16 protein-coding genes are annotated in these 15,514 nt (G+C 73.8%); 11 read left to right on the top strand and 5 right to left on the bottom strand.

Features of this window, described 5'->3' with window-relative positions:
- Nucleotides 1-157 precede the first annotated feature (157 nt).
- The 4 genes from A6A08_RS04360 (at nucleotide 158) to A6A08_RS04375 (ending at nucleotide 3,029) form a co-directional block, all read left to right on the top strand.
- Nucleotides 158-835, top strand: a complete 678-nt coding sequence (locus A6A08_RS04360; protein WP_073701210.1) for a hypothetical protein — start codon at nucleotides 158-160, stop codon at nucleotides 833-835.
- A 159-nt stretch (nucleotides 836-994) separates the two neighbouring features.
- A complete protein-coding gene (locus tag A6A08_RS04365) occupies nucleotides 995-1,498 on the top strand; it encodes a MarR family winged helix-turn-helix transcriptional regulator (protein ID WP_073701211.1) in 504 nt (167 codons plus the stop codon).
- 167 nt (nucleotides 1,499-1,665) lie between these two features.
- On the top strand, nucleotides 1,666-2,157 hold the full coding sequence (locus A6A08_RS04370) for a DUF2243 domain-containing protein (RefSeq protein WP_073701212.1): 492 nt from the start codon (nucleotides 1,666-1,668) through the stop codon (nucleotides 2,155-2,157).
- A complete protein-coding gene (locus A6A08_RS04375; RefSeq protein ID WP_083608848.1) occupies nucleotides 2,154-3,029 on the top strand; it encodes a cytochrome c oxidase assembly protein in 876 nt (291 codons plus the stop codon). Before A6A08_RS04370 ends, A6A08_RS04375 begins: the two co-directional genes overlap by 4 nt.
- A gap of 154 nt (nucleotides 3,030-3,183) precedes the next feature.
- Here the strand turns inward: A6A08_RS04375 and A6A08_RS04380 are convergent, their stop codons facing one another.
- Nucleotides 3,184-3,369 carry a hypothetical protein gene (locus A6A08_RS04380; protein ID WP_073701214.1) on the bottom strand — a complete coding sequence of 62 codons (186 nt, stop codon included), beginning with the start codon at nucleotides 3,367-3,369 and terminating at the stop codon, nucleotides 3,184-3,186.
- 347 nt (nucleotides 3,370-3,716) lie between these two features.
- Between A6A08_RS04380 and A6A08_RS04385 the strand changes: the two genes are divergently transcribed.
- Together A6A08_RS04385 and A6A08_RS04390 are read left to right on the top strand one after the other, a co-directional pair.
- Nucleotides 3,717-4,952 (top strand): MFS transporter, encoded by a 1,236-nt coding sequence (locus tag A6A08_RS04385; RefSeq protein WP_073701215.1) that lies wholly within the window; start codon nucleotides 3,717-3,719, stop codon nucleotides 4,950-4,952.
- A gap of 277 nt (nucleotides 4,953-5,229) precedes the next feature.
- Nucleotides 5,230-6,075: an alpha/beta fold hydrolase gene (locus A6A08_RS04390; RefSeq protein WP_274533999.1), complete on the top strand. Its 846-nt coding sequence runs from the start codon at nucleotides 5,230-5,232 to the stop codon at nucleotides 6,073-6,075.
- Here the strand turns inward: A6A08_RS04390 and A6A08_RS04395 are convergent.
- Both A6A08_RS04395 and A6A08_RS04400 read right to left on the bottom strand, forming a co-directional pair.
- A complete protein-coding gene (locus A6A08_RS04395) occupies nucleotides 6,072-6,461 on the bottom strand; it encodes a VOC family protein (protein WP_073701216.1) in 390 nt (129 codons plus the stop codon). The genes A6A08_RS04390 and A6A08_RS04395 overlap by 4 nt on opposite strands.
- 219 nt (nucleotides 6,462-6,680) lie before the next feature.
- Nucleotides 6,681-7,553: an AraC family transcriptional regulator gene (locus A6A08_RS04400; RefSeq protein WP_073701217.1), complete on the bottom strand. Its 873-nt coding sequence runs from the start codon at nucleotides 7,551-7,553 to the stop codon at nucleotides 6,681-6,683.
- 260 nt (nucleotides 7,554-7,813) lie between these two features.
- Between A6A08_RS04400 and A6A08_RS04405 the strand changes: the two genes are divergently transcribed.
- Nucleotides 7,814-8,962 carry a hypothetical protein gene (locus A6A08_RS04405; protein WP_073701218.1) on the top strand — a complete coding sequence of 383 codons (1,149 nt, stop codon included), beginning with the start codon at nucleotides 7,814-7,816 and terminating at the stop codon, nucleotides 8,960-8,962.
- 73 nt (nucleotides 8,963-9,035) lie between these two features.
- On the opposite strand, the gene A6A08_RS04410 is transcribed toward A6A08_RS04405, so the two are convergent.
- Nucleotides 9,036-10,004: an exonuclease domain-containing protein gene (locus A6A08_RS04410; RefSeq protein ID WP_073701219.1), complete on the bottom strand. Its 969-nt coding sequence runs from the start codon at nucleotides 10,002-10,004 to the stop codon at nucleotides 9,036-9,038.
- A 296-nt stretch (nucleotides 10,005-10,300) separates the two neighbouring features.
- Here A6A08_RS04410 and A6A08_RS04415 point away from each other — a divergent pair, with 296 nt between their 5' ends.
- Genes A6A08_RS04415 through A6A08_RS04430 form a run of 4 tightly spaced genes read left to right on the top strand, consistent with a single transcriptional unit; the run spans nucleotide 10,301 to nucleotide 14,008 of the window.
- Entirely contained in the window at nucleotides 10,301-11,218 is a 918-nt protein-coding gene (locus A6A08_RS04415) for an ABC transporter ATP-binding protein (RefSeq protein ID WP_073701220.1), read from the top strand.
- Complete coding sequence (locus tag A6A08_RS04420; protein WP_073701221.1) at nucleotides 11,215-12,081, top strand: ABC transporter permease; 867 nt, start codon at nucleotides 11,215-11,217, stop codon at nucleotides 12,079-12,081. Before A6A08_RS04415 ends, A6A08_RS04420 begins: the two co-directional genes overlap by 4 nt.
- Before the next feature lie 36 nt (nucleotides 12,082-12,117).
- A complete protein-coding gene (locus tag A6A08_RS04425; RefSeq protein ID WP_083608827.1) occupies nucleotides 12,118-13,383 on the top strand; it encodes a sensor histidine kinase in 1,266 nt (421 codons plus the stop codon).
- Nucleotides 13,364-14,008: a response regulator transcription factor gene (locus A6A08_RS04430; protein WP_073701222.1), complete on the top strand. Its 645-nt coding sequence runs from the start codon at nucleotides 13,364-13,366 to the stop codon at nucleotides 14,006-14,008. Before A6A08_RS04425 ends, A6A08_RS04430 begins: the two co-directional genes overlap by 20 nt.
- A 481-nt stretch (nucleotides 14,009-14,489) precedes the next feature.
- Here A6A08_RS04430 and A6A08_RS04435 read toward each other — a convergent pair whose 3' ends face one another.
- On the bottom strand, nucleotides 14,490-15,368 hold the full coding sequence (locus tag A6A08_RS04435; protein ID WP_073701223.1) for an alpha/beta fold hydrolase: 879 nt from the start codon (nucleotides 15,366-15,368) through the stop codon (nucleotides 14,490-14,492).
- Nucleotides 15,369-15,514: the final 146 nt, after the last annotated feature.

The following is a 15,514-nucleotide window of genomic DNA, read 5'->3' on the forward strand; positions in this document are numbered from 1 at the left end:
GGGAATACCTGTTCCACCTGGGCCGGTCCGGTCCCGGCGGGCACGGCTGACCGGCGGATCCCGCTCGCACGGCGCGGCGCGAGCGGGAATTCCGGGACCCTCGAATGACACTTCGTATATCCGAAGTAAGATGTGACGTGTCGAAAGAGGACTGACCATGACACCGGAGAACACCCCGTACCCGAAAGCGGACTTCCGCGAGCCCTCACCCTCGGGCTATCTCTACATCGCCCTGTCCGTGGCACCGCCGCGCGGGCCCCTCCCGCGCCGCAGCGCCGAGCGCGACGACGCCGTCCAGGAGTGCCTGTCCCTGGCATGGTCCCTGGCCGAGCGCGACGACGTCCTGCGCGCCCGTGTCTTCGAGGCGGTCCTGATGCCACCGCTGAGGGGAGCCCCCGGGTTCGACGTCACCATGCTCGTGGAGGCCGCCTCGCCGGAGGACCTGGAGGAGGTGCGCCGGGCCGCGGCCCCCGACAGGCTCGGCGCCGACCTGGTCATGCCCGCACGCAACCCCGTCCGGATCGGTGACACCGAACACCCCGCGGACGGCACCTACCTGTTCAACCACTTCCGCGCCGCCGACGGCGACACGGCCGCAGACGTGTGGGAGGAGCTGACCGGCTGGTACACGGCCAAGACCGGCGTCGACAACTCCACGCCCCTGCGTGCCCTGGAGGAGTCGCCCTTCCCCCTGGTCAACTACGCGCGCCTGCCCACGGGTGCGGTCTCCTTCCTGCTCAGGCAGCTCCCCCGACCCAGCTTCCACCGGTTCGTCCGCGCCAGGCTCAAGGCCAACGGCATGACCGCCCTGCCGGTGCTCTACCTCCCGGCCTGATCCGCTCCCGCGTATTCGCCCCCCGGGGAGCCACCGCACGCTACACCGTCCTGTGCGCCACCGGGCCCTGCGGACCCTGGACGGATCCGCCGCCCGCGCCGACAGGTGGGAGCCGCCTCCTGACCGCCGACCGGCCACGGCCCCGATAGCATCGGGCCCATGAACCAGGAGGTGGCCGGCCGTGACGGGTCCGGCGGCGAGACGCGTATGCCGGACCGCGCACTGGTCGAGGGGGCGCTGCGCTTCGTGCCCCTGATCGAGGCCTACTACCGGCGCGCCCACTCCGAGATGCCCGAGGACCTGCGCCGGCTGTTCACCGAGAACCGCCTCACCGCCCGGCACGGAGCGGTACTGGCACAGCTCTCCCACGGACAGGAACTCGGCGTGAGCGAGCTGTCCTCCCGCCTGGACGTGGGGCTTTCCACCGTCAGCGAGCTGGTCGGCGACCTGTCCCGGGCGGGCCTGGTGGAGCGCCGCAACGACCCCGCCAACCGGCGGCGCGTCCTGGTCTCCCTGGCCCGGGAGCACCGCGAGCTCATGCGCGCCTTCGTGGAACGCAGGGCCCGGCCGCTGCTGCGGACCTTCGAGCGGCTCTCCCCGAGCCAGAGGGAGGGGTTCGCCGCGGGACTGGAGGCCTGGGCCCACGAACTGCACGGCGGCTGAGGCCCTCACCCTCCACCGGCCCCGTCCGGCGCGGCGCCGTTCTCCGCCCGGCCGCCGGTGGCATCGTGGGCACGGGGCGCGCGACGGGTTCCGCCGGGGGACCCGGAGGCGGCGCACCGCCGGCCCGCCTCTTCGGCACCGCGGCCCTTCCGGACACGAGGACCTGCATGGGAACGGGAAGAGGGAGCGAGGGGCACGGCCCCCGGCTGGGCCGCTCGCTGGCTGCCACGGCCCTGATCGGTACCGGCCTGATGGCCGCGGTCGACGAGATCGTCTTCCACCAGATCCTGGCCTGGCACCACTTCTACGACCGCTCCACCCCGATGGTGGCGCTGATGTCCGACGGGCTGCTGCACGCCGGCGAACTCGTCGCGCTGGTCGCGGGCTTCTTCCTCCTCGCCGACCTGTGCCGTCGGCGCGCCCTGCACCGGCGTGCCGCGTGGGCTGGGCTGCTGCTGGGCCTGGGCGGCTTCCAGCTGTTCGACGGCGTCATCGATCACAAGGTGCTGCGACTGCACCAGATCCGCTACGGCGTCGACCTGCTGCCCTACGACCTGGCGTGGAACGGCGCCGCCGTACTGCTGCTGACCGCCGGAGCGCTCACGGCCTGGTGGGCGCGCCGCGCCCCCGGTACCGGCCGCCCGACCGCACCGCGATGAGCCCGTCCCACCCCGTCCACGAGGGCGCCGGGGCGTCCCTTCCCGGCTGGGGACTCGCGGCGGCCCTGGCCCTGCTCGCCCTCGCCCTGTCCGCCTACGCCGTCGCGGCACGACGGGCACGGCGCGCACCGCGCGGCTGGAGCGGCCTGCGCACGGCCTCCTTCGCCCTGGGAGTGGCGCTGCTGGCCGCCGCCCTCGTGCCGTCCCTGGCGCACACCGCCCACCACGATCCGCGCGTCCACATGCTCCAGCACCTGCTCATCGGCATGTACGCACCCCTGGCGCTGGTCATGGCCGCGCCCCTCACCCTGGCCCTGCGCACCCTGCCGACCGCCCGGCGCCGCCCGGTGGCCCGTGTGCTGCGCAGCCGACCGCTGCACGTCTTGGGCCATCCGGCCACCGCCCTGCTGCTCGACACCGGCGGCCTCTACCTGGTCCACCTCACTCCCGTGCACGCGGCCGCACAGACCCACCCGGCGGTACACGCCCTGGTCCACCTGCACTACCTCGCCGCCGGATACCTGTTCGCCTGGTCCGTCGCCGGACCCGACCCCGCACCGCGCCGCCCCGGCACGGCCACCCGCCTCACCGCCCTGATCCTGGCCGTCGCCGCGCACTCGTTCCTGGCCAAACTCCTCTACGCCCACCCTCACACCTGGCCGCCGGGGGCCGAGCACACCGCCCTGGCGGGCGAGGCCGCCCAGCTCATGTACTACGGCGGCGACCTGGCCGAACTGCTCCTGGCCGTGGCCCTGTTCGCCGCCTGGTACCGCCGCCGGTCCCGCACCCCCCGTCCTCCTGCGGCCGCCTCCCCGCCGAACCGACGGCCCCATGCGAGCGGTGACCCGCAAGAACGGTCGGCGCCCCGGTAAGCCCGGAGCCCCCGTCGGCGGTGCCGTTCCCCGGGCCTGCGCCGTGCCGTCCGGACATCCCCGCGGACATGGTGAGGGCCCGCACCTCCCGTCCGGGACGTACGGGCCCTCGTCCGCCCAGGCCTCACCTGGTGCGCACCGACGCCTCAGTTCCTCACAGGCCCCCGCCGAAGACGTTGCCGATGAGGCTGCCGATGAGGCCGTTCGAACCGCCGACGCCGCCGAGGAGGCCGCCGGCCGACTCCCCGAGGGCGGCGGCCGCGGCGGGGCTGGTGGCGGCGAGAGCGCCGACCAGGGCCAGGGCGAAGACGGTCAGCATCCGGTGGCTGGTGCTCTTCATGGCGAACCCATCACTTTCGGTGTCTGAATGTGACTTTCAGTTACTGATGATGTCCGTGAGTGAAGGCCTCGAAACCCCGGCCTGCCGAAGGATTCGGAATCCGCAACCACATCTGACCAGGGTGAAGACACAGATAAGCCATGCCGTGCCGCCGTCGAACCATCGGGTGGCGACCCCTCCGCGGAACCGGGCCGCGTGCACACCCCCTGGCCGAACGCGGCGCCCGCGCCTATCCTGGAGCCATGTTCCAGCGACATTAAGTCCTTCACCGGTCCTCGGTCCGAGCACGCGGCCCACCGGACGCACCCCGTCCCCGGTGCCCCCTTCCGCTCGACCGAAAGACCTCCATGACCACCCTGCCCCCGCGCGCGTCCCACGCGCGCGCCACCCGCCTGACCCGACCCCTGTACGCCTACGCGGCACTGGGGGAGTTCGTCCTCCTCTACCCGCTGTACGCGGTCCTGTTCGATCAGACCGGCCTGTCCGTCGCCCAGATCAGCTCGTTGTTCGTGGTCTGGTCCCTGACCTCCGTCGCGGTGTCCGTGCCCGCCGGGGCCTGGGCGGACGTGGTGCCCCGCCGCCACCTGCTGGCCGCCGCACCGCTCCTGTCCGCCGCCGGGTTCACGCTGTGGCTGCTCTGGCCCGGCTACTGGGCCTTCGCCGCGGGCTTCGTCCTGTGGGGCGCGGGCGGCGCCCTGGCCTCCGGGGCCCTGGAGGCCCTCGTCTACACCGAACTCGGCCACCGGGGCGCCACCGGCCGCTATGCCCAGGTCATGGGTGTGGCCCGCGCCCTGGAGGTGGCCTTCGTCGGAGCCTCCACCCTGCTGGCGGTCCCCGTCATGGCCCACGGCGGCTACGCCGCGGTCGGCGCGGGCAGCGTCGCCGCCTGCGTGCTGTGCGCCCTGGCCGCGCTGGCCCTGCCCGAACACCGCACCGACACGGCGGCCACCGACGCCGGCGTCTCCGAAGACGGCGAGGAGGGGTCCTCCGGCTACCGGGCCGTCCTGCGCGAGGGACTGTCCCAGGCCCGCTCCAGCCGCCGGGTGCGCGGCGCGATCATCCTGGTGGTCGTGGTCTCCTCCTTCTGGATGATGCTGGAGGAGTACGTCCCCCTGCTGGCCGTCGAGACCGGCGTCCCCACCGACACGGTGCCCGTCGTGGTGCTGGTGGTGTGGGTGTGCGTCACCGTCGGCGGCCTGAGCGCCGGACCCGCCTCCCGCCTGCCCGCGGGGGCCTTCGCCCTCCTGCTGGGCCTGGCCGCGCCCGCCGTCGCCGTCGGCGCCCTGGTCGCGGGCCTGCCGGGATGGGTGCTGATCGGCGCGGGATTCGGTGTGTGCCAGGCGGCGGGCGTGGTCGCCGACGCCCGCCTGCAGGACCGCATCACCGGCTCCGGCCGGGCCACGGTCACCTCGGTGGCCGCACTGGGCACCGACGCCCTCACCACGGTCTCCTACCTGCTGTACGCGGGGGTGTTCACCCTGACAGACCACAGCACCGCCTTCGCGCTGTTCGCCCTCCCCTACCTGGTGGCGGCACTGGTCCTGGGCCGGGGCCGCGCCGGGAGGGCCGCGGCGCACACCTGAGGAAAAGCACACCGGGCAGGGCGCCGGAAGAGACCGGCGCCTTCTCGGGAAGGGGGCCGAACCCGACGGCGCCCGCGTGCGTCTTCCCTGTAGCCGGGCGTTGAGCGCCCGGCACCGCGGCGGGCCCACGTCCGCCGCGCCGTACCGTGCCCGGGGACGGCGGGCCACGGTGCATCCGGGCCGCAGGTGAGAGGGACCGCCTGCGGCCCGTCCGCCCCCACCGGTGTGCCCCTCCCGGTGAAAGCGCCTCTTGCGCGCGTGAATAGCATCGGTTCTTGTGGCACACCAGACGACGAACACCGCGGGCAGCGACGGCCCGGGCACCGCCCCCGTGCACGGGATCAGCGTCACCTACACCGACCGCGGAGCCGGATACCCCGTCCTCTTCATCCACGGCCACCCCTTCGACCGCACCATGTGGGAACCGCAGGTCCGGGCACTGGCCGGGCGCGGCTACCGGGTGATCGTCCCCGACCTGCGCGGGTACGGGCGCAGCACCGTCGTGCCCGGAACCACCAACCTGGACACCTTCGCCCGCGACCTGTCCGCGCTCCTGGACCACCTGGGCCTGGACGTGGTGAGCGCGGTGGGGCTGTCGATGGGCGGCCAGATCGCCCTCGAGCTGTACCGGCTCTTCCCCGACAGGATCGACTCGCTGACCCTGGCCGCCACCAACCCCCGCCCCGAGACCGACAAGGGCAGGGCCGCCCGCGCGGCGCTGGCCGAGCGGCTGCGTTCGGAGGGCATGCGCGGCTACGCCGACGAGATGCTCGTGGGCATGATGACCGCCGACAACGCGCGGGACATGCCCGAGGTGGCCGACCACGTGCGCGCCATGATGTACGCGACCCCGCCCGAGGGCGCGGCGGCCGCGCTGCTGGGCCGTGCCCGACGCCAGGACTACGTCCCCCTGCTGCGCAGGGTGTCCGCACCGACCCTGCTGGTGGGGGGCCAGCACGACAGGTTCACCCCGCCCGGCTTCACCGAGTCCATGCACGTGATGGTCCCCGACTCGGTCGTGGAGATCATCGAGGGAGCCGGGCACCTGCCCAACCTGGAACGGCCGGAGCGGTTCAACGAGGTGCTGCGCCGGTTCCTGGACCGCTGCCGCGCCCGCGTCTAGGGGCGCTGCTGCACCGACCACCGGTTCCCGTCGGGGTCGGTGAAGAACACGAAGGAGTTCCACCCCTCGCCGCGGCCCTCCGCCAGAGCGCCGTCCTCGGTGAAGTGCTGTACCGGCGAGACCCGCGCCCCGTGTGCGAGCAGGTGGGCGCGCGCGGCCTCCACGTCCTCCACCACCAGTTGGGCGGAGAGCGAGCCGGGCTCGCCGTGCTGGACCTGGCGGCCGAGCACGACGGAGCACCCCGAACCCGGCGGGGTCAGCTGGACCGTGCGGCCGTCCCCCTCGCCCTCGTCGAAGTCGGCCGCGAAGCCGATCCCGGTGTAGAACTCCTTGGCCCGTGCCACGTCCTCCACCGGGGCGACGACCACTTCGAGCTTCCAGTCCATGACGGCCTCCGGATCTGTCGGGGGGAACCCCTGGACGGCTCCCGCCCCCAGTCTGTCCGACGGTGGTGACACTCGGCGGCCGCACCGGCGCACCGGCCGCCCAGGCAGGGGGACGGGGGCTTTCACCCCGCGCCGGCCACGGGGCCGGCGCGCCATGGGGGCGTGCCCGTGCGGCCCCGGCCGCGGGGCCGGGGCCACACGAACACCGGCCGGACGGTCTCAGGCCCGCTCGACGGGCAGCCACAGCTCACCCTCGGCGGAGGTGGGGTCCTGCCCGTAGTCCACCCTCAGGATCGAGGGCCCCTCCTTGGTCCGGTAGGAGGGGTGGGAGGGGAACCACTGCGCGAACGCGTCCGCCCACATCCGCTGCAGGGACTCGGGGAAACTCCCCGAGGAGCCCTCGAAGGGGAAGACCACCCAGGTACCGGCGGGCACCTGGAGGACCTCCATCCCCTCCGGGGCGGGCGAGGAGGTGGCCGCCGCCTGGTAGTAGTCCAGCTCGCTGCCCTCCTCCCACGACGGGTCGACGTTCGCGGTCACCGACAGGACACCGCGCGGCTCCTGGTCGGACAGCTCCGCCAGCTTCCGGTGAACGTCCCTGCCCAAGCCCCGGACGAACTCGGTGATGGCCGGGTTCTCCCCCTCATGCACCAGCGGCACCCTGGCCCCGGGCCCCACGAGGCGGAGGGCCTCCTTGTCCACGATCCGGTAACGCATGGTGGTGCTCCCTTCGACGGTCAGACGAAACGTCATCCTCGGTTGGGAGTTGAGCACCGCGCCGGTCCTGCGGGCCTCGCCGGGCCCCACGCCGTGCATGGCGCGAAACGCCCGGGCGAAGGCCTCCGCCGACCCGTAGCCGTGACGGACCGCGACGTCGAGCAGGCTGTCCCCGCCCCGCAGCACCTCGGTGCCCGCGAGCGTGAGCCTGCGCCGCCGCACGTACTCCGACAGGGGCATCCCCGCCAGCGCCGAGAACAGGCGGCGGAAGTGGTGCTCGGAGGTGAGCGCGATACGCGCCATCTCCGCCACGTCCACCGGTGCCCCGGGGTCCTCCTCGACCTTCTCCAGCGCCCGGTTGAGCCGGTCCAGCATGGTGCCTCCCTCCTTCACCACCGACGTTAGGGACACGGAACCCCGCCGACCCCGACAGTTGGGGACCCTTTCCGGTCAGGCACCACTGTCTCCCGCCCCACTGGGTAGGGGCCACGTCCAAGGCCAGGAAATCCTTGGGCAAGGAGCGTGTCTGTATCGACGTGGCGCGCTCGGCGTGAGCAGCATGGACCCCGAGGATGGCCCGCAGACCGACCCCGAGAAGGAGGTGAGCGGGGCGGGGACACACGCCCCGCGGATACATGGACCTGGGTTTTCTGCGACCTCTGTACGAGAGCGACGCTCCCGTGGCCTCGGTACACCTGGACACCAGCCGCGACAGGACCGATGCCGCCAAGGAGCTTGAACTGCGCTGGCGCCACCTGCGCGAGGACCTGTCCTCCCAGGGCACCGACAAGGCCACCCTGGACGTACTCGAGGAAGCGGTGAGGGAGAGCTCCTCCCGGGCCTTCGGCGACCACGGGCAGTCCCTGTTCGCCTCCGAGGGGCGGCTTCTGGGCGCCTACACCCTCTCGGAGCCGCCCAGGCAGGACCACGCCCGGCTGATGCCGGTGCCCGACCCCCTTCCCCTGGTCGTCGACCGGGGGCGCTACCTCCCCTACGTCCTGGTGGCTCTGGACCGGGTCAACGCCAAGGTCTTCGCCTACACGGCCAAGCCCTCCACCAAACCGGTCTCCGAACAGGAGTTCTCCGGCGCCAACCTGCGCAACATCGACCCCATGGGCCGCGGCGGCCCCGGCGTCCTCAGCGGCTACAACGGCCGCTTCGACGGCAAGCACTTCCCCCGCGAGACATGGCGGGAGAACGCCAGCAGGATCGCCCAGCACGTGCGCGACGCGGTCGCCGAGGTCGACGCCAAGGTCATCTTCGTCGGCGGTGACGAGGAGGCCATCGCCTTCCTGCGCGACAACCTGGGAGAGCGCAAGCTGACCATCCCGATCAGGCTGGTGCCCGGCGGTCGGGGCGGCCCCGACGCGGAGGAGCGCCTGCACGAGGCGGCGGAGGACGCGCTGCGCGACTTCGTCATCGACAGCCACGACGACATCCTCGCCGACTACCAGCAAAAACTCGCCAACGACCAGGCGGTGCACGGCGCCAAGGAGATCCTGCCGATGCTCTCGGAGGCGCGGGTGCAGACCCTGTTGCTGGGCGCGGAGCGCGACGGTGAGTCCGACCTGTGGGGCTCGCCCCACGAGCCGATACTGATCGCCGACGACCCGGCGAACCTGGACGACGCCGACGCGGCGTTTCGCGCCCCGGCCAGCGCGCTGATGCTGCGCTCGGCGCTGGCGTCCGGCGCGGGGTTCAGCGAACTGCTCGACCACGGCCACACCAGCGACGGGACCTGCGCCGTCCTGCGCTTCCCCAACACCGAACAGCACGGGGCCTGACCGGCACGGGTGGCCGCCCGCGTATCCGACACGGAGCGCGGGCGGCCACCCGCGTACGGCCCCTTGGCCCCGTTCAGGTTCCGGTGGTCATCCCCAGCAGGGCGAGCAGCTCGGCCTCGCCGACGAAGTCGATGCGCTGGCCGCGCGCACGGTAGTCCTCGGCCCGCAGGTGCTTGGCGGTCTTGCCGGCACCGTCGTGGCCGCCCACCACGAGCACGTCGGTCTTCCGGGTCACGTTCTTGGCGGGATGGCCGCCCGCCTCGGCCACACGCCGCCACACCTCGGGCTTGTCCATGGACACCAGGTCGCCCGAGACGCACACGGTGCGCCCGTACAGCGGCCCCGAGGGGTCGGCGTCGGGGGAGGGGGCGGGCAGCGGAGTCTGGGAGGCCCGCTGCCACCTGCCGAAACGGCCCTCCTCAGGGGCGGGCGCGGACACCGCCGCGGCCCGGTCCACCGGCCGCCCGGCGGCGGCCTGCACCCGGCGCAGTTCCAGCCGGGCGGCGCGGGACAGGTCGGCCAGCGAGGAGCTTCCGTACCGGTCCATGGCGGCGATCATGATGCGCGCGGCGGCCTCGGCGTCGGCGTCGGCCCGGTGGTGGTGCACCACCCGGTGGCCGATGTGGGCGCACACCGTCGGCAGCTTGTGGTCGGGCAGCTCGGCCCAGGTGCGCCGCGAGAGCGCCAGCGTGCACGCGTACTCCCACGCCGGGTGGGACAGCCCCGTGTGCTCACAGGCACGGCGCAGCACGCCCATGTCGAAGGCGGCGTTGTGCGCCACCAGCGGGTCCCCGCCGGCGAACTCCACGATGCGCGTGTGCACCTCGGGCCAGGAGGGCGCGCCGGCGACGTCGGCCGCGGTGATGCCGTGCACGGCGGTGTTGTGGTGGGAGAAGAAGTCCGCCTGCCGGGGCGGCCGGATCAGGGTGGTGTACCGGTCCACGACCGCGCCGTCGCGCACCCGCACCAGCCCGACCGCGCACGCGCTGCCGCGGTCGTGGTTGGCGGTCTCGAAGTCGATCGCGGTCCAGGTGTGGGACACCGAGCACCTCCTGCAACAGGGAACGGAACAACGCTATCCGCGCGTGGGCGCGGCCGTGCACGAATCGGCTCCCCGTCCCGGAAAAGTGGCGAACACGGTGGCCGCGCCGACGCCCCCGCCCCGCGCACCACCCGCTCCCCGGCCAGGACGGGGACACCGGCGCGTCCTGCGGAAAACCCCACCCCCGGCCTGGGGCGCACCGCATCCGGCCGGACGGTCCGCCCCATGGTCCGCGCAGCCCCCGCTCCCTAGCGTGATCAACGCCCCTTTTCCGCGACGAGACGACGGGACCGACCATGATCACCCTGCGGGGACTGACCAAACGCTACGGAGACATCCTCGCCGTGGACTCCCTGGACCTGGAGGTGCGCCCCGGCAGGGTGACGGGCTTCCTCGGCCCCAACGGAGCAGGCAAGACCACGACGATGCGGATGGTGCTGGGCCTGGACCGGCCCACACGCGGACAGGCCCTGGTCCAGGGCCGCCCCTACCGGGAGCTGGACCGGCCCCTGCACCACGTGGGCGCCGTCCTGGACGCCCGCGCCGTGCACCCGGACCGCAGCGCCCGCGCCCACCTGCTGTCACTGGCCCGCACCCACCGCATCCCCGAGCGCCGCGTGGACGAGGTGCTGCAGACCGTGGGCCTGGCCGAGGTGGCGCGCAAACGCGCGGGCACCTTCTCCCTGGGCATGAGCCAGCGCCTGGGCATCGCCTCCGCCCTGCTGGGCGATCCGGGCCTGCTGATCTTCGACGAACCGGTCAACGGACTGGACCCCGACGGCGTGCGCTGGATCCGCGACCTGATGCGCTCCATGGCCGAGGAGGGGCGCACCGTGTTCGTCTCCAGCCACCTGATGAGCGAGATGCAGCTGACCGCCGACCACCTGGTGGTGATCGGCCGCGGGCGGCTCATCACCGACGCGCCCCTGGCCGAGGTGCTGGGCAACAGCGCCTGGACGGCCGTGCTGGTGCGCACACCCCACCCCGAGGACCTGGTCACCGCCCTGGAGGGCGAGGGCGCCGGGGTGGAGCGCCCCGGCCCGGGCGAACTGGTGGTCACCGGCGTGCCCGTCGAACGGATCGGGGAGCTGGCCCACAGGACGGGAGTGCTCCTGCACGAGCTGAGCACCCGCGACGCCTCCCTGGAACAGGCCTACCGGGAACTGACCGCCGACAGCGTGCAGTACACCACCGAGAACAGGAACCGACCGTGACGACCTCCACGCGACACCCGGCCCCCGCCGCCCCCGTGGCCGACCGCGTCCCCGGCCCCGCGCGGGCCCTGGCCGACCTGGCCGCGGCCGCCTCCGCCGAGTGGGTCAAGCTCCGCTCGGTGCGCTCCACCTGGTGGGGAACGGCCGCCGCCCTGGCCCTGATGGCCGCCGTGGCGCCCAGCGCGGCGGTGGCCACCATCAGCAACATGCAGAACGACCTCGTCGCCTCCGCCGACGTACCCGCCTCGGAGATGGCGGCCTACGCGACCCTGTGGGTGGTGCAGTTCGCCGTCATCGCCCTCTCCCTGCCGGTCATCACCTCCGAGTACTCCTCCCGCTCCATCCACCCCACCCTGCAGGCGGTGCCGGCGCGGGCACGGATGCTGGCCGCCAAGACCCTGTCCCTGACCGCGTTCGTGTTCGGAGCCGGCCTGGTGCTGGCCACCATCGGCACCCTGCTGTCGTACCTGGTGATGCTGCACCCGGTCTTCGAGGGGTACGGCGTCCTGGACCCGGGCGAGGCCGTGGCGGACGCGGTACGCCAGTCGGCGTACCTGGCCGCGGTGGCGGTGCTCACCCTGGGCGTGGGCACGGCACTGCGATCGGCGGCGGCCACCCTGACCACGGTGTTCATGCTGATCATGGGCCTGCCGTTGATGCTGTTGCTGCTGGGCAACGAAATCGGGGTCTATCTGGCCGACCGGCTGCCGTTCGCCGCCGGGGTGTCCTTCGTCGACAGCGCGTTCGTGATGGGGCAGTCCCCGGACGCGCTCTCCCCCGCGGCCGGGGGGATGGTACTGATGTGCTGGACAGCGGCGGCCCTGGCGGCGGGCACCCTGGTGCTCCTGCGCCGGGACGCCTGAGCACACCGCACACGCCGACGGGCAGAGGAGGGGCCGATGACCGAACAGACCGAGGCAGGGGACGGCCCCCGCGCCTGGGCGAGGTCGGCGGCCGCGCCCCTGGGGCGGGCCGGACGCGAGCTGACGGGCACCCTGCTGGGGCTGTGCACCGCCGCCCTCACCCTGGCCTGGGCAGCGGCGGCGGCCGCGGTACTGGCCTCCTCCCCGGCCCTGCCCTCCGGCACCCGGCACCGGGCACGGGGCGCGGTGTCCCGGTGGGCGGTGCGCCTGAGCGACGCGGACCTGGCCCGGCTGGCACGGTGGGCCGGATGCACCGTCGAACCCCGGCCCGAGACCGCCCCGCGCGTGGCCTACCTGCTGCTGCGCCTGCCGGTGGCGCTGGTGTGCGGCTACCTGACGCCGATGGCGGCCCTGCTCGTGACCGTCTTCGTCGGAGGCGCCGCACTGGAACTGCTGACCGGGAACGGCACCACCGCTCCCGTCACCATGCCCGGCGCGTACATGCACGTCTCCAGTGTCAGCCTCGGCCTGGTCATGGGCCTGCTCGTCCTGGCGGCGACGTGGCTGACGGCGGCACTGGCCTCGGCCGCCGACCGCACCCTGGCCCGCCGCCTGGTCGGCCCCAGCCGCGAGGACCTGCTCAACCAGCGCATCGACGAACTCACCCGCACCCGGTCGGGGATCGTACGGGCCGTGGACGAGGAGCGGCGCCGCATCGAACGCGACCTGCACGACGGCGTCCAACAGCGCGTGGTGGCCCTGGCCATGCTGTTGGGGCGCGCCCAGCGCGGACGACACGATCCCGAGCGCACGGCCGGGCTCGTCCGACAGGCGCACACCGAGACGCGGGTGCTGCTGGACGAACTGAGGGAGGTGGCCTGGCGGGTCTACCCCGCCGCGTTGGACACCCTGGGCCTGGAGTCGGCGCTGACCGAGGTCGCCGAGCGCAGCCCGCTGCCGGTGCAGGTGCGCTCGCACCTGTCGGCGCCACCGCCCGGCGAGGTCGCCACGGCGGTGTACTTCGTGGCGCGCGAGGCCATCACCAACGCCGTCAAGCACGCCGGAGCGCGCTCGGTGACCGTGCACCTGGACGAGGGGGGCCGCACCCTGGACCTGCGCGTGCTGGACGACGGCCGGGGCGGCGCCGACCCCGGCGGCAGCGGGTTGACGGGGCTGGCCAGGCGGGTGCGTGCCCTGGACGGCACACTGACGGTACACAGTCCTCCGGGCGGCCCGACCACGGTGCGCGCCACCCTGCCGCTGACGACGACACGGAGCCCCCATGCGCCTGGTACTCGCTGACGACTCGGTCCTGCTGCGGGAGGGCCTGGTGCGGCTGCTGGAGGAGGAGGGCCACGAGGTGGTGGCGGCGGTCGGCGACGCCGAGGCGCTGTTGGCCGCGGTCGCCGAGCACGCCCCCGACGTGGCCGTGGTGGACGTGCGCATGCCCCCCACCCACACCGACGAGGGGCTGAGGGCGGCGCTGCGCCTGCGCGCGGAACACGGCCGGGTGGCCGTCCTGGTGCTGTCGCAGTACGTGGAGCAGCGCTACGCCGCCGAACTGCTGGCCGGCGACTCCGGCGGGGTCGGCTACCTGCTCAAGGACCGGGTCTCGCAGGTGGGGGAGTTCCTGGAGGCGCTGGAGAGGGTGCGCGAGGGCGGGACGGTCCTCGACCCGGAGGTGGTGCGCCGACTGCTGGCGCGCACCACCCGCGCCGACCCGCTGGCCCGCCTCACCCCGCGCGAGCGCGCCGTGCTGGAGCACATGGCGCAGGGGCTGAGCAACACCTCGGTCGCCGAGCGGCTGTACGTGTCGGTCAGCGCGGTGGAGAAGCACGTCAACGCGATCTTCGACAAGCTGCAGCTGGACCACACCCCCGGCTACAGCCGCCGGGTGCTGGCCGTGCTGCGCTACCTGGACGGCTGAGGGCGGGGATGCCGCAGGGCGGCCTCACCGGGAACCGCCCAGGGTGACGCACAGGCCGGGTGGGAGGTCGTCGGGAGCGGCCGGACGGTACAGGTGGTGCACTCCCGGCTCCAGCCCCGCGGCCAGGCCGACCGCCCAGGCGGTGAGGGCCGCGGTGGCCCGGGACTGCCGGCCAGCGCCGCACCGTGCAGCGCGTGTGCGCCCAGGCCCTGGCCGACCGGGGCGTCCCGCGCCCCGGCCTGACCGTGGAGGACGCGGCCGACACCGCGCTCACCCTGCTCAGCTCGGCGGTGTACACCCTGTACACCGTCCACTGCGGCTGGTCGGTGGAGAGGTGGCGCGGTTGGGCGGCCGACGCCCTGCTGCGCCAACTCACCGACCTGGCGGGGCCCTCCCACCAGGCGGGGGAGCAGGAGCCGCGGCCGGGGCGGGACGGCCGGACCCGACGGTGGGGACTCCAGGCACCCCCCGGGCGCCCCGCCTACCGGGCCAGGAGGTCGCGCAGCGCCCCGACCACCTCGGCCGGGGCCTCCTCGGCCATGAAGTGGCCGCAGGTCACCGTGCCGTGGTACAGGTCGGGCGCCCAGGCTCTCCACACCGCGGCGGCGTCATAGCCCAGCGCCGCACCCCAGTCCTGCTGGAGCACCGACACCGGCATGCCCAGCCGCCTTCCGGCCGCGCGGTCGGCCTCGTCGTGCTCGACGTCGATCCCGGCCGAGGCACGGTAGTCGGCGACGATGGAGGGCACGGCCTCACGGGAGGCCCGCAGGTAGGCGGCGCGCACCTCGCCGGGGATCGCCCCGGGATCGCGGGACCAGGCGTCGAGGAAGTGCCCGAAGAACACGTCCGGGGCGGCCCCGATCAGCTGCTCGGGCAGGCCGGGCGGCTGGGCCATCAGGTACAGGTGGAAGCCCACCGCGGCCGAGGTCCCGCGCATCACCTCCCACATGTCCAGGGTCGGCAGCACGTCGAGGCAGGCCAGGTGCGTGACCGCCCCCGGGTGGTCCAGCCCGGCGCGGACGGCGACCAGGGCGCCCCTGTCGTGGCCCGCCAGGGCGAAGCGGTCGTGCCCCAGGGCCCGGGCCAGGGCGAGGACGTCGGCGGCCATCGTGCGCTTGGCGTAGGCCCGCCCGTCGGTGTCGGCCGGTTTGTCGCTGTCGCCGTAGCCGCGCAGGTCCGGGCAGATGACGGTGTGGTCGGCGGCCAGGTCGGCCGCCACGTGCCGCCACATCAGGTGGGTCTGGGGAAAGCCGTGCAACAGCACGAGGGGACTGCCCGACCCTCCCACGGCGACGTTGAGCGCCACCCCCTCGGCGACGGGAACGCGCTGGTAGTCCCATCCCTGCATCCTCGGTTCCACGGTGCTCTCCTCCGGTCGGACGAGGCTCCCCGGAGCGGTTCCGGCGAGCTCGGTCGTGCACGAGCCTGCCGGGAGCCGGTGAGCGGCCGGTGAGCGGCCGATGAGCAACGGATGAGCACGAGCGCCGACGGTCCGGACCGGGGCCG

It is taken from the genome of Nocardiopsis sp. TSRI0078 (assembly GCF_001905145.1).
In the GTDB taxonomy this organism is placed as follows: domain Bacteria; phylum Actinomycetota; class Actinomycetes; order Streptosporangiales; family Streptosporangiaceae; genus Nocardiopsis.

Bases quoted from the DNA above. Each gene is read 5' to 3' on its own strand.
- A6A08_RS04400 (WP_073701217.1), bottom strand. From the start codon at position 7,553: ATGCTGGACCGGCTCAACCGGGCGCTGGAGAAGGTCGAGGAGGACCCC.
- A6A08_RS04365 (WP_073701211.1), top strand. From the start codon at position 995: ATGAACCAGGAGGTGGCCGGCCGTGACGGGTCCGGCGGCGAGACGCGT.
- A6A08_RS04385 (WP_073701215.1), top strand. From the start codon at position 3,717: ATGACCACCCTGCCCCCGCGCGCGTCCCACGCGCGCGCCACCCGCCTG.
- A6A08_RS04405 (WP_073701218.1), top strand. From the start codon at position 7,814: ATGGACCTGGGTTTTCTGCGACCTCTGTACGAGAGCGACGCTCCCGTG.
- A6A08_RS04395 (WP_073701216.1), bottom strand. From the start codon at position 6,461: ATGGACTGGAAGCTCGAAGTGGTCGTCGCCCCGGTGGAGGACGTGGCA.
- A6A08_RS04360 (WP_073701210.1), top strand. From the start codon at position 158: ATGACACCGGAGAACACCCCGTACCCGAAAGCGGACTTCCGCGAGCCC.
- A6A08_RS04370 (WP_073701212.1), top strand. From the start codon at position 1,666: ATGGGAACGGGAAGAGGGAGCGAGGGGCACGGCCCCCGGCTGGGCCGC.
- A6A08_RS04430 (WP_073701222.1), top strand. From the start codon at position 13,364: ATGCGCCTGGTACTCGCTGACGACTCGGTCCTGCTGCGGGAGGGCCTG.
- A6A08_RS04380 (WP_073701214.1), bottom strand. From the start codon at position 3,369: ATGAAGAGCACCAGCCACCGGATGCTGACCGTCTTCGCCCTGGCCCTG.
- A6A08_RS04415 (WP_073701220.1), top strand. From the start codon at position 10,301: ATGATCACCCTGCGGGGACTGACCAAACGCTACGGAGACATCCTCGCC.
- A6A08_RS04425 (WP_083608827.1), top strand. From the start codon at position 12,118: ATGACCGAACAGACCGAGGCAGGGGACGGCCCCCGCGCCTGGGCGAGG.
- A6A08_RS04375 (WP_083608848.1), top strand. From the start codon at position 2,154: ATGAGCCCGTCCCACCCCGTCCACGAGGGCGCCGGGGCGTCCCTTCCC.